This window comes from Rhodobaculum claviforme, from assembly GCF_016653255.1.
Taxonomy (GTDB): Bacteria; Pseudomonadota; Alphaproteobacteria; order Rhodobacterales; family Rhodobacteraceae; genus Rhodobaculum; species Rhodobaculum claviforme.
On record NZ_NHSD01000333.1, the window covers coordinates 1 to 16,757 of the forward strand.

General features: G+C 70.1%; 17 protein-coding genes. 7 read left to right on the top strand and 10 right to left on the bottom strand.

Translation table 11 applies throughout. The features are described 5' to 3' along the window. Positions 1 to 721: hypothetical protein (locus tag CCR87_RS16800; protein WP_201158697.1), on the bottom strand; the 721-nt coding region annotated here is incomplete at its 3' end. Beyond that, on the bottom strand, positions 714 to 848 hold the full coding sequence (locus CCR87_RS16805) for an aa3-type cytochrome c oxidase subunit IV (RefSeq protein ID WP_201158698.1): 135 nt from the start codon (positions 846 to 848) through the stop codon (positions 714 to 716). The genes CCR87_RS16800 and CCR87_RS16805, both read right to left, overlap by 8 nt. A gap of 189 nt (positions 849 to 1,037) precedes the next feature. On the opposite strand from CCR87_RS16805, the gene CCR87_RS16810 reads away from it, so the two are divergent. Then, positions 1,038 to 2,102 carry an AbrB family transcriptional regulator gene (locus tag CCR87_RS16810; protein WP_201158699.1) on the top strand — a complete coding sequence of 355 codons (1,065 nt, stop codon included), beginning with the start codon at positions 1,038 to 1,040 and terminating at the stop codon, positions 2,100 to 2,102. A gap of 7 nt (positions 2,103 to 2,109) precedes the next feature. On the opposite strand, the gene CCR87_RS16815 is transcribed toward CCR87_RS16810, so the two are convergent. Both CCR87_RS16815 and CCR87_RS16820 read right to left on the bottom strand, forming a co-directional pair. Beyond that, the gene (locus CCR87_RS16815; protein WP_201158700.1) at positions 2,110 to 2,826 is read right to left on the bottom strand and encodes a DUF429 domain-containing protein; all 717 of its coding nucleotides are present in this window, start codon (positions 2,824 to 2,826) and stop codon (positions 2,110 to 2,112) included. 18 nt (positions 2,827 to 2,844) lie between these two features. Then, entirely contained in the window at positions 2,845 to 4,443 is a 1,599-nt protein-coding gene (locus CCR87_RS16820; RefSeq protein WP_201158701.1) for a phosphoenolpyruvate carboxykinase, read from the bottom strand. A 333-nt stretch (positions 4,444 to 4,776) separates the two neighbouring features. On the opposite strand from CCR87_RS16820, the gene CCR87_RS16825 reads away from it, so the two are divergent. The 3 genes from CCR87_RS16825 (at position 4,777) to CCR87_RS16835 (ending at position 7,712) form a co-directional block, all read left to right on the top strand. Further along, positions 4,777 to 5,478 carry a response regulator transcription factor gene (locus CCR87_RS16825; RefSeq protein ID WP_201158710.1) on the top strand — a complete coding sequence of 234 codons (702 nt, stop codon included), beginning with the start codon at positions 4,777 to 4,779 and terminating at the stop codon, positions 5,476 to 5,478. 36 nt (positions 5,479 to 5,514) lie between these two features. Further along, positions 5,515 to 6,972, top strand: coding sequence for a sensor N-terminal transmembrane domain-containing protein (locus CCR87_RS16830; protein WP_420850185.1), 1,458 nt, complete (start codon positions 5,515 to 5,517; stop codon positions 6,970 to 6,972). Between the two features lie 140 nt (positions 6,973 to 7,112). After that, positions 7,113 to 7,712 (top strand): outer membrane protein, encoded by a 600-nt coding sequence (locus CCR87_RS16835; protein WP_207186682.1) that lies wholly within the window; start codon positions 7,113 to 7,115, stop codon positions 7,710 to 7,712. A 254-nt stretch (positions 7,713 to 7,966) separates the two neighbouring features. On the opposite strand, the gene CCR87_RS16840 is transcribed toward CCR87_RS16835, so the two are convergent. After that, a complete protein-coding gene (locus CCR87_RS16840; protein ID WP_201158703.1) occupies positions 7,967 to 9,406 on the bottom strand; it encodes a Glu/Leu/Phe/Val family dehydrogenase in 1,440 nt (479 codons plus the stop codon). Positions 9,407 to 9,579: 173 nt separating this feature from the next. Here CCR87_RS16840 and CCR87_RS16845 point away from each other — a divergent pair, with 173 nt between their 5' ends. After that, complete coding sequence (locus CCR87_RS16845) at positions 9,580 to 10,350, top strand: potassium channel family protein (protein ID WP_201158704.1); 771 nt, start codon at positions 9,580 to 9,582, stop codon at positions 10,348 to 10,350. On the opposite strand, the gene CCR87_RS16850 is transcribed toward CCR87_RS16845, so the two are convergent. Both CCR87_RS16850 and CCR87_RS16855 read right to left on the bottom strand, forming a co-directional pair. After that, entirely contained in the window at positions 10,347 to 10,769 is a 423-nt protein-coding gene (locus tag CCR87_RS16850; protein ID WP_201158705.1) for a gamma-glutamylcyclotransferase family protein, read from the bottom strand. The two genes, CCR87_RS16845 and CCR87_RS16850, sit on opposite strands and share 4 nt — an antisense overlap. Then, on the bottom strand, positions 10,769 to 11,650 hold the full coding sequence (locus CCR87_RS16855) for an MBL fold metallo-hydrolase (protein WP_201158706.1): 882 nt from the start codon (positions 11,648 to 11,650) through the stop codon (positions 10,769 to 10,771). Before CCR87_RS16855 ends, CCR87_RS16850 begins: the two co-directional genes overlap by 1 nt. Positions 11,651 to 11,789: 139 nt before the next feature. Here CCR87_RS16855 and CCR87_RS16860 point away from each other — a divergent pair, with 139 nt between their 5' ends. After that, entirely contained in the window at positions 11,790 to 12,074 is a 285-nt protein-coding gene (locus tag CCR87_RS16860; protein WP_201158707.1) for a sll1863 family stress response protein, read from the top strand. A gap of 41 nt (positions 12,075 to 12,115) precedes the next feature. Here the strand turns inward: CCR87_RS16860 and CCR87_RS16865 are convergent, their stop codons facing one another. The 3 genes from CCR87_RS16865 to CCR87_RS16875 are packed head-to-tail and all read right to left on the bottom strand — an operon-like array spanning position 12,116 to position 15,820. Then, complete coding sequence (locus CCR87_RS16865) at positions 12,116 to 13,222, bottom strand: ABC transporter ATP-binding protein (RefSeq protein WP_201158708.1); 1,107 nt, start codon at positions 13,220 to 13,222, stop codon at positions 12,116 to 12,118. A gap of 4 nt (positions 13,223 to 13,226) precedes the next feature. Continuing rightward, complete coding sequence (locus tag CCR87_RS17575) at positions 13,227 to 14,768, bottom strand: ABC transporter permease (RefSeq protein WP_274609792.1); 1,542 nt, start codon at positions 14,766 to 14,768, stop codon at positions 13,227 to 13,229. 59 nt (positions 14,769 to 14,827) lie between these two features. Further along, positions 14,828 to 15,820, bottom strand: coding sequence for an extracellular solute-binding protein (locus CCR87_RS16875; RefSeq protein ID WP_201158709.1), 993 nt, complete (start codon positions 15,818 to 15,820; stop codon positions 14,828 to 14,830). 234 nt (positions 15,821 to 16,054) lie between these two features. On the opposite strand from CCR87_RS16875, the gene CCR87_RS16880 reads away from it, so the two are divergent. Next, a partial coding sequence (locus CCR87_RS16880) for a pyridoxal phosphate-dependent decarboxylase family protein (RefSeq protein ID WP_242512084.1) occupies positions 16,055 to 16,757 on the top strand: 703 nt, incomplete at its 3' end.

Consider the following 16,757-nt stretch of genomic DNA (forward strand, 5'->3'; position numbering starts at 1 on the left):
ATCCCGCCGGCACGGGGGCGGGGGCGGCCGACATCTGCGGCGCCCCGGTCTGGGGCCCGGTCTGGGGCCCGGTCCGAGGCCCAGTCTGGGGCCCGCCGCCGGGCACGAAACCGGGACCGCGCGTGCGCGCCCATTCGGGCACATCGGTCGCATCGATCCGCCGGGTAGTGACGCCGGGGTGCGCGCCGAAGCTCGCGCTCAGCGTCCGCGGAAACGGCGAGGACGACAGCCCCGCCAGCGCCGGCAGCGTGCGCAGCACCGAACCCGCGCGGATCGCGCAGAACCCGGCGGTGGCCGGCGCGCGCGCCTCGGCCTCGGCGATCAGGGCGTCGGCCTCGGCCCGCGCAAGCGGGAGGGTCTGGGCCATGATGTGGTGCGTGGCGCGCGCGTGATAGCCGAAATAGACCTGCTCCACCGCGGGCGAGACGCCATAGAGGACGTCATGGCGGCGCGGCACGCCATCCAGATCGAAGCTTCCGGCGGGATCGTAGATCACCCGCTGGCTGCCCGTGATCAGGAGGGCTGCGTGGTCGCCCATGTCAGTGCGGCTGTTGAAGACCGTCAGCAGCGTCACCTCGGCCGGGCCGGTGGCGGTATGGTGCAGCCGCTCGGGCACAGGGTCGGGGGCCGCGGCGCGCTTGGCACCGCCGCCACACCCCGCCAGCCCCAGCAGGACCGCCACCAGAACCGCCGCGCGCCACGCGCGTCGGGTCTCACGCATTCAGCAGCGCCACGAAGATCAGAAGCCCCACGCAGATGGCCGCTGTCCAGGCGGCGAATTTCAGGAAACCCCCAAAGGTCTTTTCCTGCTCGGTCACGTCCATCTCGCCGTGCTTGTGCTTGGCCATTGTCCCGGCTCCTGCGGTTGATGCTGTCGGGATGCAGCATATCGCCCGTCCGGCGGGCTGTCACGCCGTCGTGCGCCCGATCGCGCCCCATCGCGCCCGTGCATGCCCGTGCAGCCCGGCCCGCGCACTGGCCAATCCCGTCGCGACCGCCTAGCAAAGTGTGACACAGGCGATACGGGGAGGCAGGGCATGGCGGCGGCCGGACTGGGGCAGGTCCTTCATGTGGGGGCGATCTATGCCGGGGCGCTGGCGTTCGGGCTGGTGGGGGACTGGATCAACCTGCCGTTGCCCTGGCTGATCGGTTCGCTGGTGTTCGCGACCACGCTGCGGCTGATGGATCTGCCGGTGCGGGTGCCGCAGGTAACGCGGCCGGTGGGGCAGGTGCTGATCGCGGCCTCGGTCGGGCTGGCGTTCACCCCCGAGGCGGTTGCGGCGCTGGGCGATCTGCTGATCCCGATGGTGGCGGTGGCGGTGCTGACGGTGGCGGCGGGATTCGCCACGGCGCTGGTGATGATGCGGCTGTCGGGGGTGGGGGCCTTGCAGGCGGTGCTGGCATCGGTGCCGATGGGCCCGGTCGAGGCGGCGAACCTCGCACAGCGGTACGGGGTGGATCGGGCGCCGGTGATCTTTGGCCAGACGCTGCGGATCGTGGCGCTGGTGGCGATCATCCCGCCGCTGCTGGTGGCGCTGGACGGCTCCATCCGTGATCCGCAACTGGTGCTGCGCACCGCACCCTGGAGCGTGACGGGCGCCGCGCTGATGGTGCTGTGCGCCCTTGGGGGCGCGTTGCTGGCGCGGCGGCTGCGGATCTCCAACCCGTTTTTCGTGGGCGCGCTGGCGGGCGCGGCGGGGGCCGCGGCGCTGAGCCTGCCGGTGACGGCGCTGCCGTTCCCGCTTCTGGTGGCGGCACAGACGTTCCTCGGGGTGTGGCTGGGGGCGGTGTTCGACCGCCAGCTGGTGCGGCGATCGGCGGGGTTCATCCGCGCGGCGTTCGTGTGCACGGGGCTGATGATCGTGCTGTGCGCGGCGCTGGGGTTTGCGCTGGTGCCGTTCACGGGGCTGTCGTGGGAGGTGATGATCCTTGCCACCGCGCCCGGCAGCGTGACCGAGATGGCGCTGACGGCCAAGATCCTTCAGGACGGGGTGGCGGTGGTCACGGCGTTCCACCTGGTGCGCATCTTCCTGATCCTGCCGTTCGCGCCGCTGATCGCGCGGCTGGCGGCGCGGATGTCGCACCACGAAACCCCGCGCTGAGCGGACCTCAGGCGAGGATCGCGCCGCGGCGGGGGGCGGCGGCCGCGCCCGGTTCGGCGCAGGGATACCGCCGCGCCGTGCCGCGCGCGATGCGCCCGGCCGACCAGCACGCCACCGCGGCATCCAGCAGATCGTCGTCCTGCCAGCGCCCGCGCGCAGGTCCCAGCGCAGCCGCGAGCGCCCGCACATCGACCCCCGCGTCGGCCAGCAGGGCCGCCCGGCGCGCCCGTGCGGCCGCCAGCCGTTTGGGCGCCAGTGTCTCGTTCGCCAGTGCCAGGAACGACAGCTCGGGGTGGACCTCCACCACGCGCGGGTCGCGGGCCGCCAGACGGTCGGCCGCATCGATCTTGGGCAGGATGTTGAAGGCCTGGATGGACAGCTTCGGACCGCCGGGATGGACCGCGTTGACGCCCGCGTGGTCCGCCCCCGCCCGCCACGCCGCCAGTTGCGCCCCCGTGGGTGCCGAGAACACCCGCGACCCGACCGCCCGCAGGCCCGGCGGCGCCCCTGCCGCCAGCGCCCGGCGCGCGGCACGGTCGGCCGCGCGTCCGCCCGGTGCGGGGGCCGTGTCCAGACCGATGGGCGTGTCCACCCCCAGCACCTCCAGCGCCGCCTCCGCCAGCACCGGATCGAGGGTGGCCACCAGCCGTGCCGACAGCGCGCCCGCGTCGGCGATCACCACCAGCCAGCCGGCCCGGCAGCCATCCGCCCCCGCAACACGCATCCCGCGCGGCCCGCGCCGTCAGCCCAGGGCCGCGGCCTTCACGTCGTCGTGGATGAAGGGGACGTATTGCGCAAAGTTGTCTGCAAACATCCCCACCAGCCTGGCCGCCTGCCGGTCATAGGCCTCCGGGTCGCCCCAGGTCGCGCGCGGGTCGAGCAGGGTCGCATCGACGCCGGGCACCGTCACCGGCACCTCGAACCCGAAGTTGGGATCGCGCCGGAAGCTGCCCTCGGTCAGCGAGCCATCGAGCGCGGCCGCGATCAGCGCCCGCGTGGCACGGATCGGCATGCGCCGCCCGGTGCCATGCGCGCCGCCGGTCCAGCCGGTGTTGACCAGCCAGCAGGTTGCGCCGTGGCGGGCGATGCGCTCGCGGAGCAACTCGCCGTAGACCTCGGGGCGGCGGGGCATGAAGGGCGCCCCGAAGCAGGTGGAGAAGGTGGGCTGCGGCTCGGTCACACCGGTCTCGGTGCCCGCCACCTTGGCGGTGAAGCCCGACAGGAAGTGGTACATCGCCTGCGCCGGCGTCAGCCGCGCGATCGGCGGCAGCACCCCGAAGGCATCGCAGGTCAGCATCATGATGTTGCGCGGATGCCCCGCCAGACCCGTGGCCGACGCATTCGGGATCGCCCCCAGCGGATAGGCCACGCGGGTGTTGGCGGTGATGCTGTCGTCTGCGAAGTCGAGTTGATAGGTCTCGCGGTCATAGCCCATGTTCTCCACCACCGAGGCGAACATCGACGTGGTGGCGAAGATCTCGGGTTCGGCGGCGGGGTCGAGGTCGATGGTCTTGGCGTAGCAGCCGCCCTCGAAGTTGAAGGCGCCGCGGTCGGACCAGCCGTGTTCGTCGTCGCCGATCAGCGTGCGTGCGGGGTCGGCCGACAGCGTGGTCTTGCCGGTGCCCGACAGCCCGAAGAACACCGCCGTGTCGTCGGGGTTGCCCGGCGCGTGGTTGGCCGAGCAGTGCATCGGCATCACCCCCTTGCCCGGCAGGATGTAGTTGAGCAGCGTGAACACGGATTTCTTGTTCTCGCCCGCGTATTTGGTGCCCGCGATCAGGATGCGGCGGCGGGCGAAGTTCAGCGCGATCACCGTGCCCGACCGGCAGCCGTGGCGCGCGGGATCGGCGGTGAAGCTGGGGCAGTTCACGATGGTGAATTCGGGCACGAAACTGTCGAGCGCCGCGCGCTCGGGGCGGCGCAGCATGTGGCGCAGGAACAGCCCGTGCCAGGCCAGCTCCGCGACCAGCCGCACATCAAGGCGATGCTCCGCGTCGGCGCCGGCGTGCAGGTCCTGAACGAACACCTCGCGGCCCTTGAGGTGCGCCAGCATGTCCGCCTCCAGCCGGTCAAAGGCGGCGGGGTCCATGGGCGCGTTGTTCTCCCACCAGATGCTGTCCTCGACCTCCGGGGTGCGGACCACGAACTTGTCCTTCGGGGAACGGCCCGTGTGCGGCGTCGTCTCGGCGAGGAAGACCCCGCCGAGGCCCATCTCGCCCTCGCCGCGGCGCAGTGCGGCCGTCATCAGCGCGGGCTCCATCAGGTTGTAATGCACACGGCCCACGCCCGTGATACCCTGATCCTCCAGCCGTTGCGCCAGGTTCACCCGCCCATCCGTCATTCGCCATTTCCTTCCATGCGACGCGTCGCAGCCGACGTCCGCAGCCGCGCACCGCCAGTCGTCCAACCGGCCCCACCCGGCCGGCGCCGCCGCTATAGCACGCCCGCGCGCGCAGGGAACATGGACAATGCAACCGACCGCGCAAGAATGCGTCGAAACACCCCCCTCTGCGCGAACGATTGCGCCATTAGCCGAATGTTGCCGATTTACGGTCATCACCGATCGGGTATGGCCTGCGGGCCTTATTGCGGTTGATTCCCACGGCGGAGGCGGAAACATGCAACGACCCCCACATCTCGGGACGGGTGCGGGCGCAGGCAGGGGACTGGGATGATGTCACGCATCGCGCTGGTCGACGACGACCGCAACATCCTCACCTCGGTCGCCATCACGCTGGAGTCCGAGGGGTTCGAGGTGGAGACCTACAACGACGGGCAGACCGCGCTGGAGGCGTTCGAGCGGCGGATGCCGGACATGGCGGTGCTGGACATCAAGATGCCGCGCATGGATGGCATGGACCTGCTGCAACGCCTGCGCCAGCGCACGACCATCCCGATCATCTTCCTGACCTCCAAGGACGACGAGATCGACGAGGTGGTGGGCCTGCGCATGGGCGCCGACGACTATGTCAAGAAGCCGTTCTCGCAGCGCCTTCTGGTCGAGCGCATTCGCGCGCTGCTGCGCCGTCAGGAGGTGCTGGCGGGGGGCGACGCGCCGGTGTCCGAGGATGCGGCGGTGATGGTGCGCGGCGATCTGACGATGGACCCGCTGCGCCATGCGGTGACATGGCGCGGGCGGGACGTGTCGCTGACGGTGACGGAATTCCTGCTGCTGCAGGCGCTGGCGCAACGCCCGGGCTTTGTGAAAAGCCGCGATCAGCTGATGGATGTGGCCTATGACGATCAGATCTATGTCGACGACCGCACCATCGACAGCCACATCAAGCGCCTGCGCAAGAAACTGCGCGGGGCGGACCCGGAGTTCTCGGCCATCGAGACGCTGTATGGCATCGGTTACCGCTACAACATGGTGTAGGGCGTGAGCGCGTCTCGCAAACAGGCCCGGGGGGCGGTGCTGCCGCGTGGCGGGGGCGCTTCGGCGCAGGTGCTGCGCGGTGTCGCGGGGCTGCGCGGCTCGCCTCTGGCGCGTCGGATCGTGGTGGTCAACCTGCTGGCGCTGATGGTGCTGGTGGCGGGGGTGGTGTGGCTCAACCCGTTTCGCGACGGGCTGGTGCAGCAGCGCGGTGCGGCGCTGGCCGACCAGGCGGGGCTGATCGCGGGGTTGCTGGGCCCCGGGGGGGTGCCCGCGGACGCGCTGTCGGGGCATCCGGGGCTGCCGCCGGGGGTGATGCTGTCGATCCATGACGCGACCGGCGCCGCGGTTTCGGGCGCCGATGGCGCCGCGCCGCCCGGGGCGCTGGTTGCGGCGGCGCTGGCGGGGGCCGCGCAGGTCGACCAGCGGCGCAACTCCGACGGCCATACCGTGCTGACGGCGGTGGTCCCGGTGCGCGCGGGGGGGCAGGTGGTCGGCGCGGTGGCCCTGACCGGCGCCGCCGGCGAGGCCGATCGCATCGCCCACGCCGAACGGGTGCGCATGGCGCAGGTGTTCGTGCTGGCGCTGCTGGTGTCCATCGGCCTCAGCCTCGTCCTCGCCTCCACCATCGCCACGCCGATCGCAGAACTTGCCGCCGCGGCCGAGCGTGGGCGCGAGCGCAACGCCCGGCACCTCGGCCCCGGCCGGGTGCGAATCCCCGACCTGGCCGCCCGCCCCGACGAGATCGGGCGGCTGTCCTCGGCAATGCGGGGCATGGTCGCCGCGCTCTATGACCGGATCGAGATGAACGAGCAATTCGCCGCCGATGTCGCGCACGAGATCAAGAACCCGCTGGCCAGCCTGCGCTCGGCGGTGGGGACGCTGCGGGTGGCGCGGCGCGACGACCAGCGCGGCCGCCTGCTCGACGTGATCGAGCATGACGTGCGCCGCCTCGACCGGCTGGTGAGCGACATCTCCAACGCCTCGCGCCTCGACAGCGAGCTGGTCAAGGAGCAGGAGGCGCGCTTCGACCTCGTGCCGATGTTGCGCAACCTGTCCAGCCACTTCGGCGCCGAGGCGGAGGCGCGCGGCGTCGACTTCATCACCGACCTGCCGGCGCAGACGGTGCAGATCAACGGGCTGGAGGCGCGCCTGGCGCAGGTGTTCGTCAACATCATCGCCAACGCGCTCTCGTTTTGCGAGGATGGCGACGCGGTGCGGCTGTGGGCGCGCCGGCGCGACAACCGCGTCCTCGTGGTGGTGGAGGACACCGGCCCGGGCATCCCCGACGCCGCGCTGACAAAAATCTTCAAGCGGTTCTATTCGGAGCGGCCGGTGCAGCAATTTGGCAACCATTCCGGACTCGGCCTGGCCATTTCACGCCAGATCGTGGAGGCGCACGGCGGCGTGATCTGGGCCGAGAATATCCAGCCCACAGAAGCCGATCCCGGCTCCGAGCCGCTGGGCGCGCGCTTCGTGGTGGGCCTGCCGGTCTAGGATTCCTGGGCGCCTGCCGCGCGGTGGCGGAACCTTGCCGTCCGGTCCTCACGTATTGGTGTGCGGTCTTTGAACTTTCGAGCCGTTACGATACTTTGCGACAACGTTGTAAAGCGTAACCTCGGAAGGATATGTGAATGATGAAACTTGTGACGGCCCTCGGCCTCGGCACCGCTCTGGCAATGCCTGCGTTCGCCGGCAGCCCCGCGCCCGCCCCGATGGAGCCGACGGTCGCGGCGCCCGCGCCCGCGCCGATGATGGTGGCCCGCAACTGGACCGGTTTCTATGTCGGTGGCCAGCTGGGCTATGCCGACCTTGGCCGCGACGTGAGCGGTGATGGCGCGCTGGGTGGCCTGCATGCGGGCTACCTGCATGACTTCGGCAACGGCTTTGCCGCCGGTGTCGACGGCAGCTACAACTGGGGCAGCAGCATCGACGTGTCCGCCGGTGCCCTCGAGCTCGGCTCGCTCAGCCAGGTCGCGCGCCTCGGTGTCCGTGCCGGTGTGACCACCGGTGACCTGTTCTTCTACGGCACCGTCGGCGCCGCGCGCGCCCGCGTGCCCGCGCTGGGCAACGAGACCGGCCCCTATGGCGGCATCGGTCTGGAATACGCGCTGACCGACAACTGGCGTCTGGGCGGTGAGATTCTGTACCACCGCTTCAACAACTTCGCGGGCAACGCGCTCGGGGCGGACGCATCCGCCACCACCGCGCAGGCGCGGGTGTCGTTCCGCTTCTGATCGGCATGATCGAAACGAAACGGGGCGGGTCTGCGGGCCCGCCCCGTTCTTTTTGGTTTTCGAAAACTTGTCCATTCACGCGCGTTGCCCGGTCCGTCGACCCATGGCAGTATGAGGTTTCGGGCCAGAACGGTCGGAACCAGAAATTCCAGTTGCGCGCGTGGGGTAAGGGTGCGTGAGGGGATGGAGGGCTCCGCTCCTGTGCGGTGGCCCTCCATTTCGTTTTGGCGGCCCAGGCGCAGGGGCCGCGCCGATCAGAGGCCCTTGGCGCGGTAGCTTGCCGCCACGCGCTCGATGGCCTGCACAAAGGCGGCGGTGCGCAGATCCTCCACCCCTTCGTGCTCGTGCCAGCGCTGGCGCATGTCCTGATAGGCCGTGCGCATCGTGTCATCGAGGCCCGAGCGCACCAGTTCCAGCTCGTCCGAGCCGCGCAGGTACCGCGCCTTGAAGTCCGGCGACAGCGCCCAGCCCAGACCGCGGTCGGCCGAGAGCCGCTCCAGCTCCTCCACCAGCAACAGGTGGTGCGCTTCGTCGGCGCGGCGCTGCATGCGGCCGAACCGGATGTGCGACAGGTTCTTGACCCATTCGAAATAGCTGACGGTCACCCCGCCTGCGTTGGCATAGAGGTCGGGGATGATGACCGTGCCCTTGCGGCGCAGGATTTCGTCGGCGGCGGCGGTGACGGGGCCGTTTGCGGCCTCGATGATCAGCGGTGCCTGGATGCGCTCGGCGTTGGACAGGTTGATGACCCCCTCCAGCGCGGCCGGGATCAGGATGTCGCAGGCCTCCTCCAGCAGGGCGGCGCCGTCGGGGACGTGGCGGCCGGCGGGGCAGCCCGTCACCCCGCCGGTGCGGCCGATCCAGTCGCGCACCAGATCCACGTCCAGACCGTCGTCGGACACCAGCGCGCCGTCCCGCTCGATGATGGCGATGATCTTCGCGCCGTCCTCCTGCGACAGGAACTTGGCGGCGTGGTAGCCGACATTGCCCAGCCCCTGCACGATGATCCGCTTGCCGTCGATCTGGCCCGACAGGCCCGCGCGCTTCACATCCTCCGGGTGGCGGAAGAATTCGCGCAGGGCGTATTGCACGCCGCGCCCCGTCGCCTCCACCCGGCCGTGAATGCCGCCCGAATTCAACGGCTTGCCGGTGACGCAGGCGTGCGCGTTGATGTCGGTGGTGTTCATGCGCGCGTACTGGTCGGCCATCCAGGCCATTTCCCGTTCGGAGGTGCCCATGTCGGGGGCGGGCACGTTCTGGCTGGGGTTGATGAGGTCGCGCTTGGCCAGCTCATAGGTGAAGCGGCGGGTGATCTGCTCCAGCTCATGCGCCTCCCACTGGCGGGGGTCGATGCACAGCCCCCCCTTGGCGCCGCCGAAGGGCACCTCCACCAGCGCGCATTTGTAGGTCATCAGGGCGGCCAGCGCCTCCACCTCCTCCTGGTGGACCTGCGGGGCGTAGCGGATGCCGCCCTTGACCGGCTCCATGTGTTCCGAGTGATTGGAGCGGTAGCCGGTGAAGGTGTGGATGTGCCCGCGCAGCCGAACGCCGAAGCGCACGATGTAGGTGGCGTTGCAGACGCGGATCTTCTCCTCCAACCCGGGGCTGAGGTCGAGCAGCCGCACCGCGCGGTTGAACATCAGATCAACCGAATCACGGAATCCGGGTTCGCTCTGGGCCTGGGCGTCTTTCATGGGGTCCTCCCTTGGGGGGCCGCAAGTCCCGGATGGGGGCGGCCGAATCATGTCCCTCGGGGCAGTGTGCCACTGTGTGCGGCCGGTGACCAACGCCATCGCCGCGGCCTTGGCCCGAGGCGTGCGGGGCGATAGCATGCCCCCGATCGCAGGACGCACAGGGGGGTGGCCACATGGCCCTGCGGGAGACAATTTCCGCGCTTTACACGGGGCGGACACGCCGGGCAGCGCGGTTCCGGTACACGCTGATCGGGCTCGATGTCATCACGGTGGCGTTCTTCATCGTGACGGTACCGCTGGCGCGCAGCGCGCCCATCGCGGTGTGCGAGGCGGTGATCGGCGCGCTGATCCTGGTCGACATGGGGCTGCGGCTGTGGATCGCGCCGGACCGGTGGCGCAGCCTGTGGCAGGTCCACACGCTGGCCGATCTGGTGGTGGTGGTGTCGCTGGTGGCCGAGCCGCTGCTGGGGGTGAACCTGTCGTTTCTCAAGGCGCTGCGGGCGTTGCGGCTGGTGCATTCGTGGCGGGTGGCGCAGGATCTGCGCCGCGACACCGCGTTCTTTCGTGAGCACGAGCAGGGGATCGTCGCCAGCGTCGATCTGTTCGCGTTCATCTTTGTCGCCACCTCGGCGGTCTATGTGCTGCAATTCGATGCCGAGCCGGGCTTTGCGGCCTATGCCGACGCGCTGTATTTCACCGTGGCGACGCTGACGACCACCGGCTACGGCGACATCACGATGACAGGCACCGGGGGCAAGCTCATGGCCGTGGTGATGATGGTGGCGGGCGTTGCGCTGTTCTTCCGGCTCGCGCGGGCGCTGTTCGTGCCGCGCAAGGTGATCCAGCGTTGCACGGCGTGCGGGCTCAACCGCCACGACCCCGACGCGATCCACTGCAAGCACTGCGGCGCGACGGTGAACATTCCCACCGGCGGCGCGGCCTAGTCCGCCGTGCGCGGCGACAGCAGGCCATAGACCCAGGCTTGCGTCCCGTCGGCGAGCGTTTTCTTGGTCCGGCTGTAGCGATAGCCCGCCCGTTCATAGCGGTCGAGGCGGCGCAGACCCTCGGGGGAGACCTCGAACACCCGCCCCGTGGTCAGCGCACCGGGATCGGGCGCGAGGTCCCGCCCCACCCGGCGCCAGTCCGGCAGCGCCGCACTTTCCGAGTTCACGGGTCGGCCCACCACCACGAGCCGCACCAGCGGATCGGCCAGCGTGGCATAGCCGAAGACGCGCGTCGGCCCCTCGGGCAGGGGGGGCGCGCCAACGGGCAGGGTGGGCAGATAGACGGGCGCATGCCCCACGATGCCCACCGCGCCGCCGCCCAGCACCGCCACCACGGCAAGGATGCGCGCCAGCCGCATCAGCGGGCCTCGAACTTGCCCACCGGAATGCGGAGGTAGCTGTGACCGTCGCTCTCGGGTGGGGGCAGGCGGCCGCCGCGGATGTTGACCTGAAGCGCGGCCAGCATCCGGTCGGGCAGTTTCAGCGTGGCGTCGCGGGCGTCCCGGGTGGCGATGAATTCCTCCATTGCGATGCCGTCCTTGACGTGGCGGTTGGTCAGGCGGTGTTCGGCCACGGTGGCCATGTATTCGGGGGCATCCCCGTCAGAGGGATAGTCATGCCCGACATAGAGCCGTGTGTCCCCGGGCAAGGCCAGGATGTCCCGGATCGAGTGCCACAGCTCCGTGCTGTCGCCGCCGGGGAAATCGGCCCGGCTGGTTCCGCTGGCGGGTTTCATCAGCGTGTCGTGCACGAACGCCGCATCCCCCGCGACATAGGTGATCGACGCCAGCGTGTGCCCGGGCGAGAACAGCACCCTCACCGGGATCTTGCCCACCATGAATTCCTCGCCCGCGGTGAACAGGCGGTCCCACTGGTGGCCGTCGCAGACCAGATCGTCGCCGAGGTTGTAAAGCCCCTTCCACAGCTTCTGGACGTCCACCACCCGCGCGCCGATGCCGCGCGGGGCGCCCAGACGCTCGGCCAGCCAGGGGGCTGCGCTGAAGTGGTCGGCGTGGGGGTGGGTGTCGAGGATCCAGGCCACGGTGATCCCGGTCGCGCGGACATAGGCGAGGATCTCCTCGGCGCTCTCATGGGTGACGGCGCCGGCTTCGGGATGGAAGTTCAGGACCGGGTCGACGATCGCCCCCTGCATGGTTTCGGGATCGTGAAACACATACTGAAGGCTGCCGGTCGGTCGGTCGAAGAACGCACGGACAGCGGGTCTGGCGGGTGCAGGCATCTCACATTCCTTGTTCCGAATACTTGACTCCCAGCTAGGACCCACCGGCCGGTCCCGCAACCCCGCCCGAGTGTCGCGGGCTTGAAGCATGGCTGGCGTGCGGCCATCTCTTGGTACGCAGACCACAGAGGAGGGGAAAATGGACCGCAACGCCTATGTCGACAAGCTGAAGGCCCAGATCGAGGAATGGAACGCCGAGATCGACAAGATGCAGGCCCAGGCGCACAAGGCCCAGGCCGAGGCCCGCATCAAGTATGAAACCCAGCTCAAGGAGATGCGCGACCAGCGCGACCAGGCCGAGGAAAAGATGCGCGAGGCCCGCCAGGCCAGCGAAAATGCCTGGCAGGACATGAGCACCAGCATGACCGCCGCCTGGGACAACATCTCCGACGGCTTTCGCAACGCGATGAAGCGCTTTCAGTGATCGGTGGCCGGGGGTATCCCCCCCGGCCCATCAAACCGGCGTCAATCCACCGGCGTGACACAGTCGCAGATGCGCAGCCGCACACGGTCGCCGATGGCGATCGGGGCACCCATGCCCTGGCCCTGACCCAGGCCCGAGATGACCAGCAGGCAACGCTCGCCTTCCTGTACCCAGTACAGCTGATCGTGGCCGCGAAATTCGCGCCCCACGACAGCGGCGGGGCCGGTGGGGTCGGCCTCGATCATGATCTGCTCGGGGCGCACGGCCAGCGACACGCGGCCATTGGCGGCCCGGCTCAGCGGCAGGCGGCCGAAGGCGGTCTCCACATCCATGCCATTGGCACGGCCGGGCACGATGTTCGACCGACCGATGAAGGCCGCGACGAACCGCGTGGCGGGGTTGCGGTAGATCTCGTCCGGGGTGCCGATCTGGAGCACGCGGCCCTTTTCCATCACCGCGATCCGGTCGGCGAGGGCCAGCGCCTCCTCCTGATCGTGGGTCACGAGGATCCCGGCCGAGCCGATGCGCTTGAGCAGGCGGCGCACCTCCTGGCGGGTCTCCACCCGCATCGCGGCGTCGAGGTTGGAGAACGGCTCGTCCAGCAGCACCAGCGGCGGCGACACCGCCAGCGTGCGCGCCAGCGCCACGCGCTGCTGCTGCCCGCCCGACAGCTGGTGCGGCTTGCGCCCGCCCAGCCCCTCCAGTCCCACCAGCGCCAGCATCTCCTCGGCCCGGGCATCGGCGGCGGCGCGGGTGAGCTTGCGCAGGCCGAACTTGACGTTGTCGCGCACGCTGAGGTGCGGAAACAGCGCGTAGTCCTGGAACACGATCCCGATGCCGCGCTTTTCCACCGGCAGCCGGGTGATGTCGCGCCCACGCAGCCGCACGCTGCCCGCGTCCGGCATCTCCAGGCCCCCGATCATCCGCAGCGTGGTGGTCTTGCCGCAGCCCGACGGGCCCAGCAGCGCCATCAGCTCCCCCTCGCCAAGCGAGAGCGAGACGCGGTCGACCGCCGGGGCCTCGGTGGCGTGGAAGTGGCGGCTCAGCCCCTCCACCTCCAGCAGCACATCCACCGGCGTCTGGCGAAAGCCCAGCGGGGATGCGTCGGCGGGCATCCGAAAGCCCAGCGATTTCGGCAGATGCTGCATTCCCTCACCCCTCACGCTTGCGGTCATGGCGCAGAACGACCCCGACGAAAAGCCCCGAAAACACGATGATGGCGGCGGCATAGGGTGCGGCCTCCACCAGCATCCCCTCGGAGGTGCGCGAGAACATCGTCACCGCCAGCGGTCGGAACCCCACCGGCGACAACAGGAACGCCATCGGCAGCTCCTTCATCGCGATGACGAACACCAGCACGGAGCCCGCGACCACGCCCGGCCGGATCGTCGGCAGCGTCACCCGCCAGAACGTCGCCAGCGGCCCGTAGCCCAGCGTGCGCGCGCTGTCCTCCAGCGTGGGGCGCGCAAGATAGAGCGCGGAACGGATCGGCCCCAGCGCCAGCGCCAGAAACGCCAGCGCATACACCACCACCAGCAACAGATGCGTCTGATAAAGCCACCGCGCGCCCTGGAGGCTGAAGAACACGAACGCCAGCGCGAACGCCAGCGCCGGCACCGCATAGCCCACGAACGCCAGCCGGTTGATCAGCGTCGACAGCGGCGAGGGGTAGCGCACCGCCAGCACCGCCACCGGCAGCGCCATCGCCGCCGCCATCACTGCCGACGGGACCGCCACCGACAGCGATTGTGCAAAGCTGTCAACGAGCGCCGGCAGCACCGGACCCACCGGCGCCAGCGACATCCAGAACACCAGAACCGCCACCGGCAGCCCCAGCGACGCCATCACCACCGTCCCCGAAAACCCCCAGCCCAGCATCCGGCCCACCGGCCCCAGCCGCACCCGCCGCGGCCCCGTGCCCGCGCCCGATCCCGTGCGGGCATAGCGCACGCCCTCGCGCAGGCGGCTTTCCCACCAGACCACCGTCAGCGCGATCACGATCAGGATCAGCGCCAGCCACGCCGCGTACAGCCGGTCGAACGCGGCCGAGTACTGCAGGTAGATGGCGTAGGAGAACACCTCGTAGCGCATCAAGGCCACGGCGCCGAAATCGCCGATGGTATAGAGGCCCACCACCAGCCAGCCCGCCATCAGCGCCGGCATCAGATGCGGCAGCGTGACCCGGGTGAACACCTCGCGCGGGCCGCAGCCGAGGCTGCGGGCGCTTTCCTCCAGGCTGCGGTCAAGCCCGGCAAAGGCCGCGCGCAGGTTCAGATAGAGGTAGGGAAAACAATACAGCGACAGCGCCAGCGTCGCCCCCAGCCAGCCCTGCGGGCGCGGGATCGTGACCCCGAACACCTGGTTGAGGAAGCCGAAATTCCCCGACAGCCCGATCAGCGCATAGGCCATCACATACCCCGGCACCGCCAGCGGCAGCACCGCGAGGAAGTTCACCACCCGCCGCCCCGGCAGGTCGGTGCGGCTGACCAGCCACGCCAGCGGCAGCGCGATCATGGTGCAGAGCGCCAGCACACCGCCCGTCAAGGCCGCGGTATTGAGCAGCAGCTGTCCCGTGCGCGGCCGCACCAGCAGCCCCCACACCGTCGCCAGGTCCGCCTGGAACGCCCGCAGCAGAAGGTAATAAAGCGGCAGCAGCATCAGCGCGCCGATCGCCAGACCGATGGCCGACAACATGATCCGGGCCGCCGACATGCGGCGGCCCGGGAACAGGGTCCTGGCGAAGGCGCCTGCCATCACAGCAGGCCGGCCTCGCGCACCAGCTCCAGCGTGCCCTCCAGATCGCCGATGGCGTTGAGGTCGACCTCGGGCGCCATGCGCACGACCTCATCGAGGGTGATGCCGTCGGTGCGGGTGGGGATCACGCGGCCGGTGACAGGGAACTCCGCGACCTCGCCGCTGAAGAACTGCTGGGCGGCGTCCGACAGCAGGAAGTCGATGAAGGCCACGGCCTCGGCGCTGTGGTCGGAGGTCTGCAGCACGCCCATGCCAGCCACCAGCAGCAGGTTGCCGATGTCGCCCTCGGTGGGGAACAACGTCTGGGTGACGGGGAAATCGGCCGCCGCGCGCTGGAAACGCACCAGGTAGTAGTTGTTGGTCATGGCGAAATCGGCCTCGCCGTCGCCGATGGCCTGGATCGCGGCGGTGTTGTTGCGCACGATCACCGGCGCGTTGGCGTGCAGCCCGCGCAGCCACTCCAGCGCGGCGTCATCACCCGCGACCACCCGCAGCGCGGCGACATGGGCCAGGAACGAGCCGTTGGTGACCGGCAGCGCGATGCGGCCGCGGTATTTCGGGTCTACCATCTCGGCCATGGTGGCGGGCAGTTCGTCCTCGCTCACCCGTTCGGTCGACCAGGCCAGCACGCGGCCCCGGCCCGAGGTGGCGATCCAGCGCCCGTCGGTGTCGCGATAGGCCGCGGGAACGCGCTCCAGCGTGGCCTCGGGCAGGGGCTGGAACATGTCGGCCACGGCGCCCAGGGCGGCGGCGTCCTGCGCCCAGAACAGGTCGGCCGGGCTGCGGTCGCCCTCCTCCTGCAGCAGGATCGCAAGCTCGGCGGTGCCGCCATAGCGGACGTTCACCTCGATCCCCGTCTCGGCCGTGAAGGCTTGCAGGATCGGCGCGATCAGCGGCTCGCCCCGCCCGGAATAGAGCGTCAGCTCCTGGGCCGTGATCGGTGTGGCGGCCAGTGTGGCAAGGGCCAGCGTGGCAATTTTCGCAAAACGCATTTCTGTGTCTCTCCCGTGTCTGCTTCGATCCCGTCGATCGCGGCAGGAACAGGGTCACGGTACCGCGCCAGAGGCTGGCGCCTGCCTCCCACGGGGGGCTCCCCGCTCAATTCCTGTGGCGCCCCGGGTAGAGAAGCCGACAAGAACAGTCAAGAACCAACGGTGCCGCAACCCTTGGCGCGGCGTGCCCGGCCGGGTATCGCAGGCGGGGATGCAGCGGGCAGAGGGGCGGGCATGGACCACGACGATCTGCGCCACTGGGCGCGCCGGGCGGCCGACTGGGCGCACGATTACCACGCGGGGCTGCGCGACCGGCCGGTGCGCCCGGACATCGCGCCCGGCAGCCTGCGCGCGCAGCTGCCGCCCACCGCCCCCGAGGCGCCCGAGCCGATGGAGGCGATCTTTGCCGATTTCGAGGCGCTGATCCCCGACGCCATGACCCACTGGCAGCATCCGCGGTTCTTTGCCTATTTCCCGGCCAACGCCGCGCCGGCCTCGATGCTGGCCGAACAGCTGGCGGGCGCGATGGCCGCGCAGTGCATGCTGTGGCAGACCGCACCGGCGGCGACCGAGCTGGAGCAGGTCGTCACCGACTGGCTGCGCGCGGCGCTGGGCCTGCCGGAGGGGATGGCCGGGACCATCCACGACAGCGCCACCACCGCGACCCTGTCGGCGGTGCTGACGATGCGCGAGGCCGCGACCGGCTGGCGCGGCAATGCGCAGGGGCTGGCGGGCGGGCCGGTGCTGCGGCTCTATGCCTCGGACCAGACGCATTCCTCGGTGGACAAGGCGGCGCGGCTGTCGGGCATCGGACAGGACAATCTGGTCAAGGTCGCGACCGACGCGGATCTGTCGATGGATCCGGCCGCGCTGGAGGCCGCGATTGCCGCGGACCGGGCGGCGGGGCGGTTGCCGGTGGGGGTGGTGCTGTGCACCG

What these genes read in the sequence shown, in the direction of transcription:
- CCR87_RS16805 (WP_201158698.1), bottom strand. Translation starts at nt 848, where the DNA reads ATGGCCAAGCACAAGCACGGCGAGATGGACGTGACCGAGCAGGAAAAG.
- CCR87_RS16810 (WP_201158699.1), top strand. Translation starts at nt 1,038, where the DNA reads ATGGCGGCGGCCGGACTGGGGCAGGTCCTTCATGTGGGGGCGATCTAT.
- CCR87_RS16815 (WP_201158700.1), bottom strand. Translation starts at nt 2,826, where the DNA reads ATGCGTGTTGCGGGGGCGGATGGCTGCCGGGCCGGCTGGCTGGTGGTG.
- CCR87_RS16820 (WP_201158701.1), bottom strand. Translation starts at nt 4,443, where the DNA reads ATGACGGATGGGCGGGTGAACCTGGCGCAACGGCTGGAGGATCAGGGT.
- CCR87_RS16825 (WP_201158710.1), top strand. Translation starts at nt 4,777, where the DNA reads ATGTCACGCATCGCGCTGGTCGACGACGACCGCAACATCCTCACCTCG.
- CCR87_RS16835 (WP_207186682.1), top strand. Translation starts at nt 7,113, where the DNA reads ATGAAACTTGTGACGGCCCTCGGCCTCGGCACCGCTCTGGCAATGCCT.
- CCR87_RS16840 (WP_201158703.1), bottom strand. Translation starts at nt 9,406, where the DNA reads ATGAAAGACGCCCAGGCCCAGAGCGAACCCGGATTCCGTGATTCGGTT.
- CCR87_RS16845 (WP_201158704.1), top strand. Translation starts at nt 9,580, where the DNA reads ATGGCCCTGCGGGAGACAATTTCCGCGCTTTACACGGGGCGGACACGC.
- CCR87_RS16850 (WP_201158705.1), bottom strand. Translation starts at nt 10,769, where the DNA reads ATGCGGCTGGCGCGCATCCTTGCCGTGGTGGCGGTGCTGGGCGGCGGC.
- CCR87_RS16855 (WP_201158706.1), bottom strand. Translation starts at nt 11,650, where the DNA reads ATGCCTGCACCCGCCAGACCCGCTGTCCGTGCGTTCTTCGACCGACCG.
- CCR87_RS16860 (WP_201158707.1), top strand. Translation starts at nt 11,790, where the DNA reads ATGGACCGCAACGCCTATGTCGACAAGCTGAAGGCCCAGATCGAGGAA.
- CCR87_RS16865 (WP_201158708.1), bottom strand. Translation starts at nt 13,222, where the DNA reads ATGCAGCATCTGCCGAAATCGCTGGGCTTTCGGATGCCCGCCGACGCA.
- CCR87_RS17575 (WP_274609792.1), bottom strand. Translation starts at nt 14,768, where the DNA reads ATGTTGTCGGCCATCGGTCTGGCGATCGGCGCGCTGATGCTGCTGCCG.
- CCR87_RS16875 (WP_201158709.1), bottom strand. Translation starts at nt 15,820, where the DNA reads ATGCGTTTTGCGAAAATTGCCACGCTGGCCCTTGCCACACTGGCCGCC.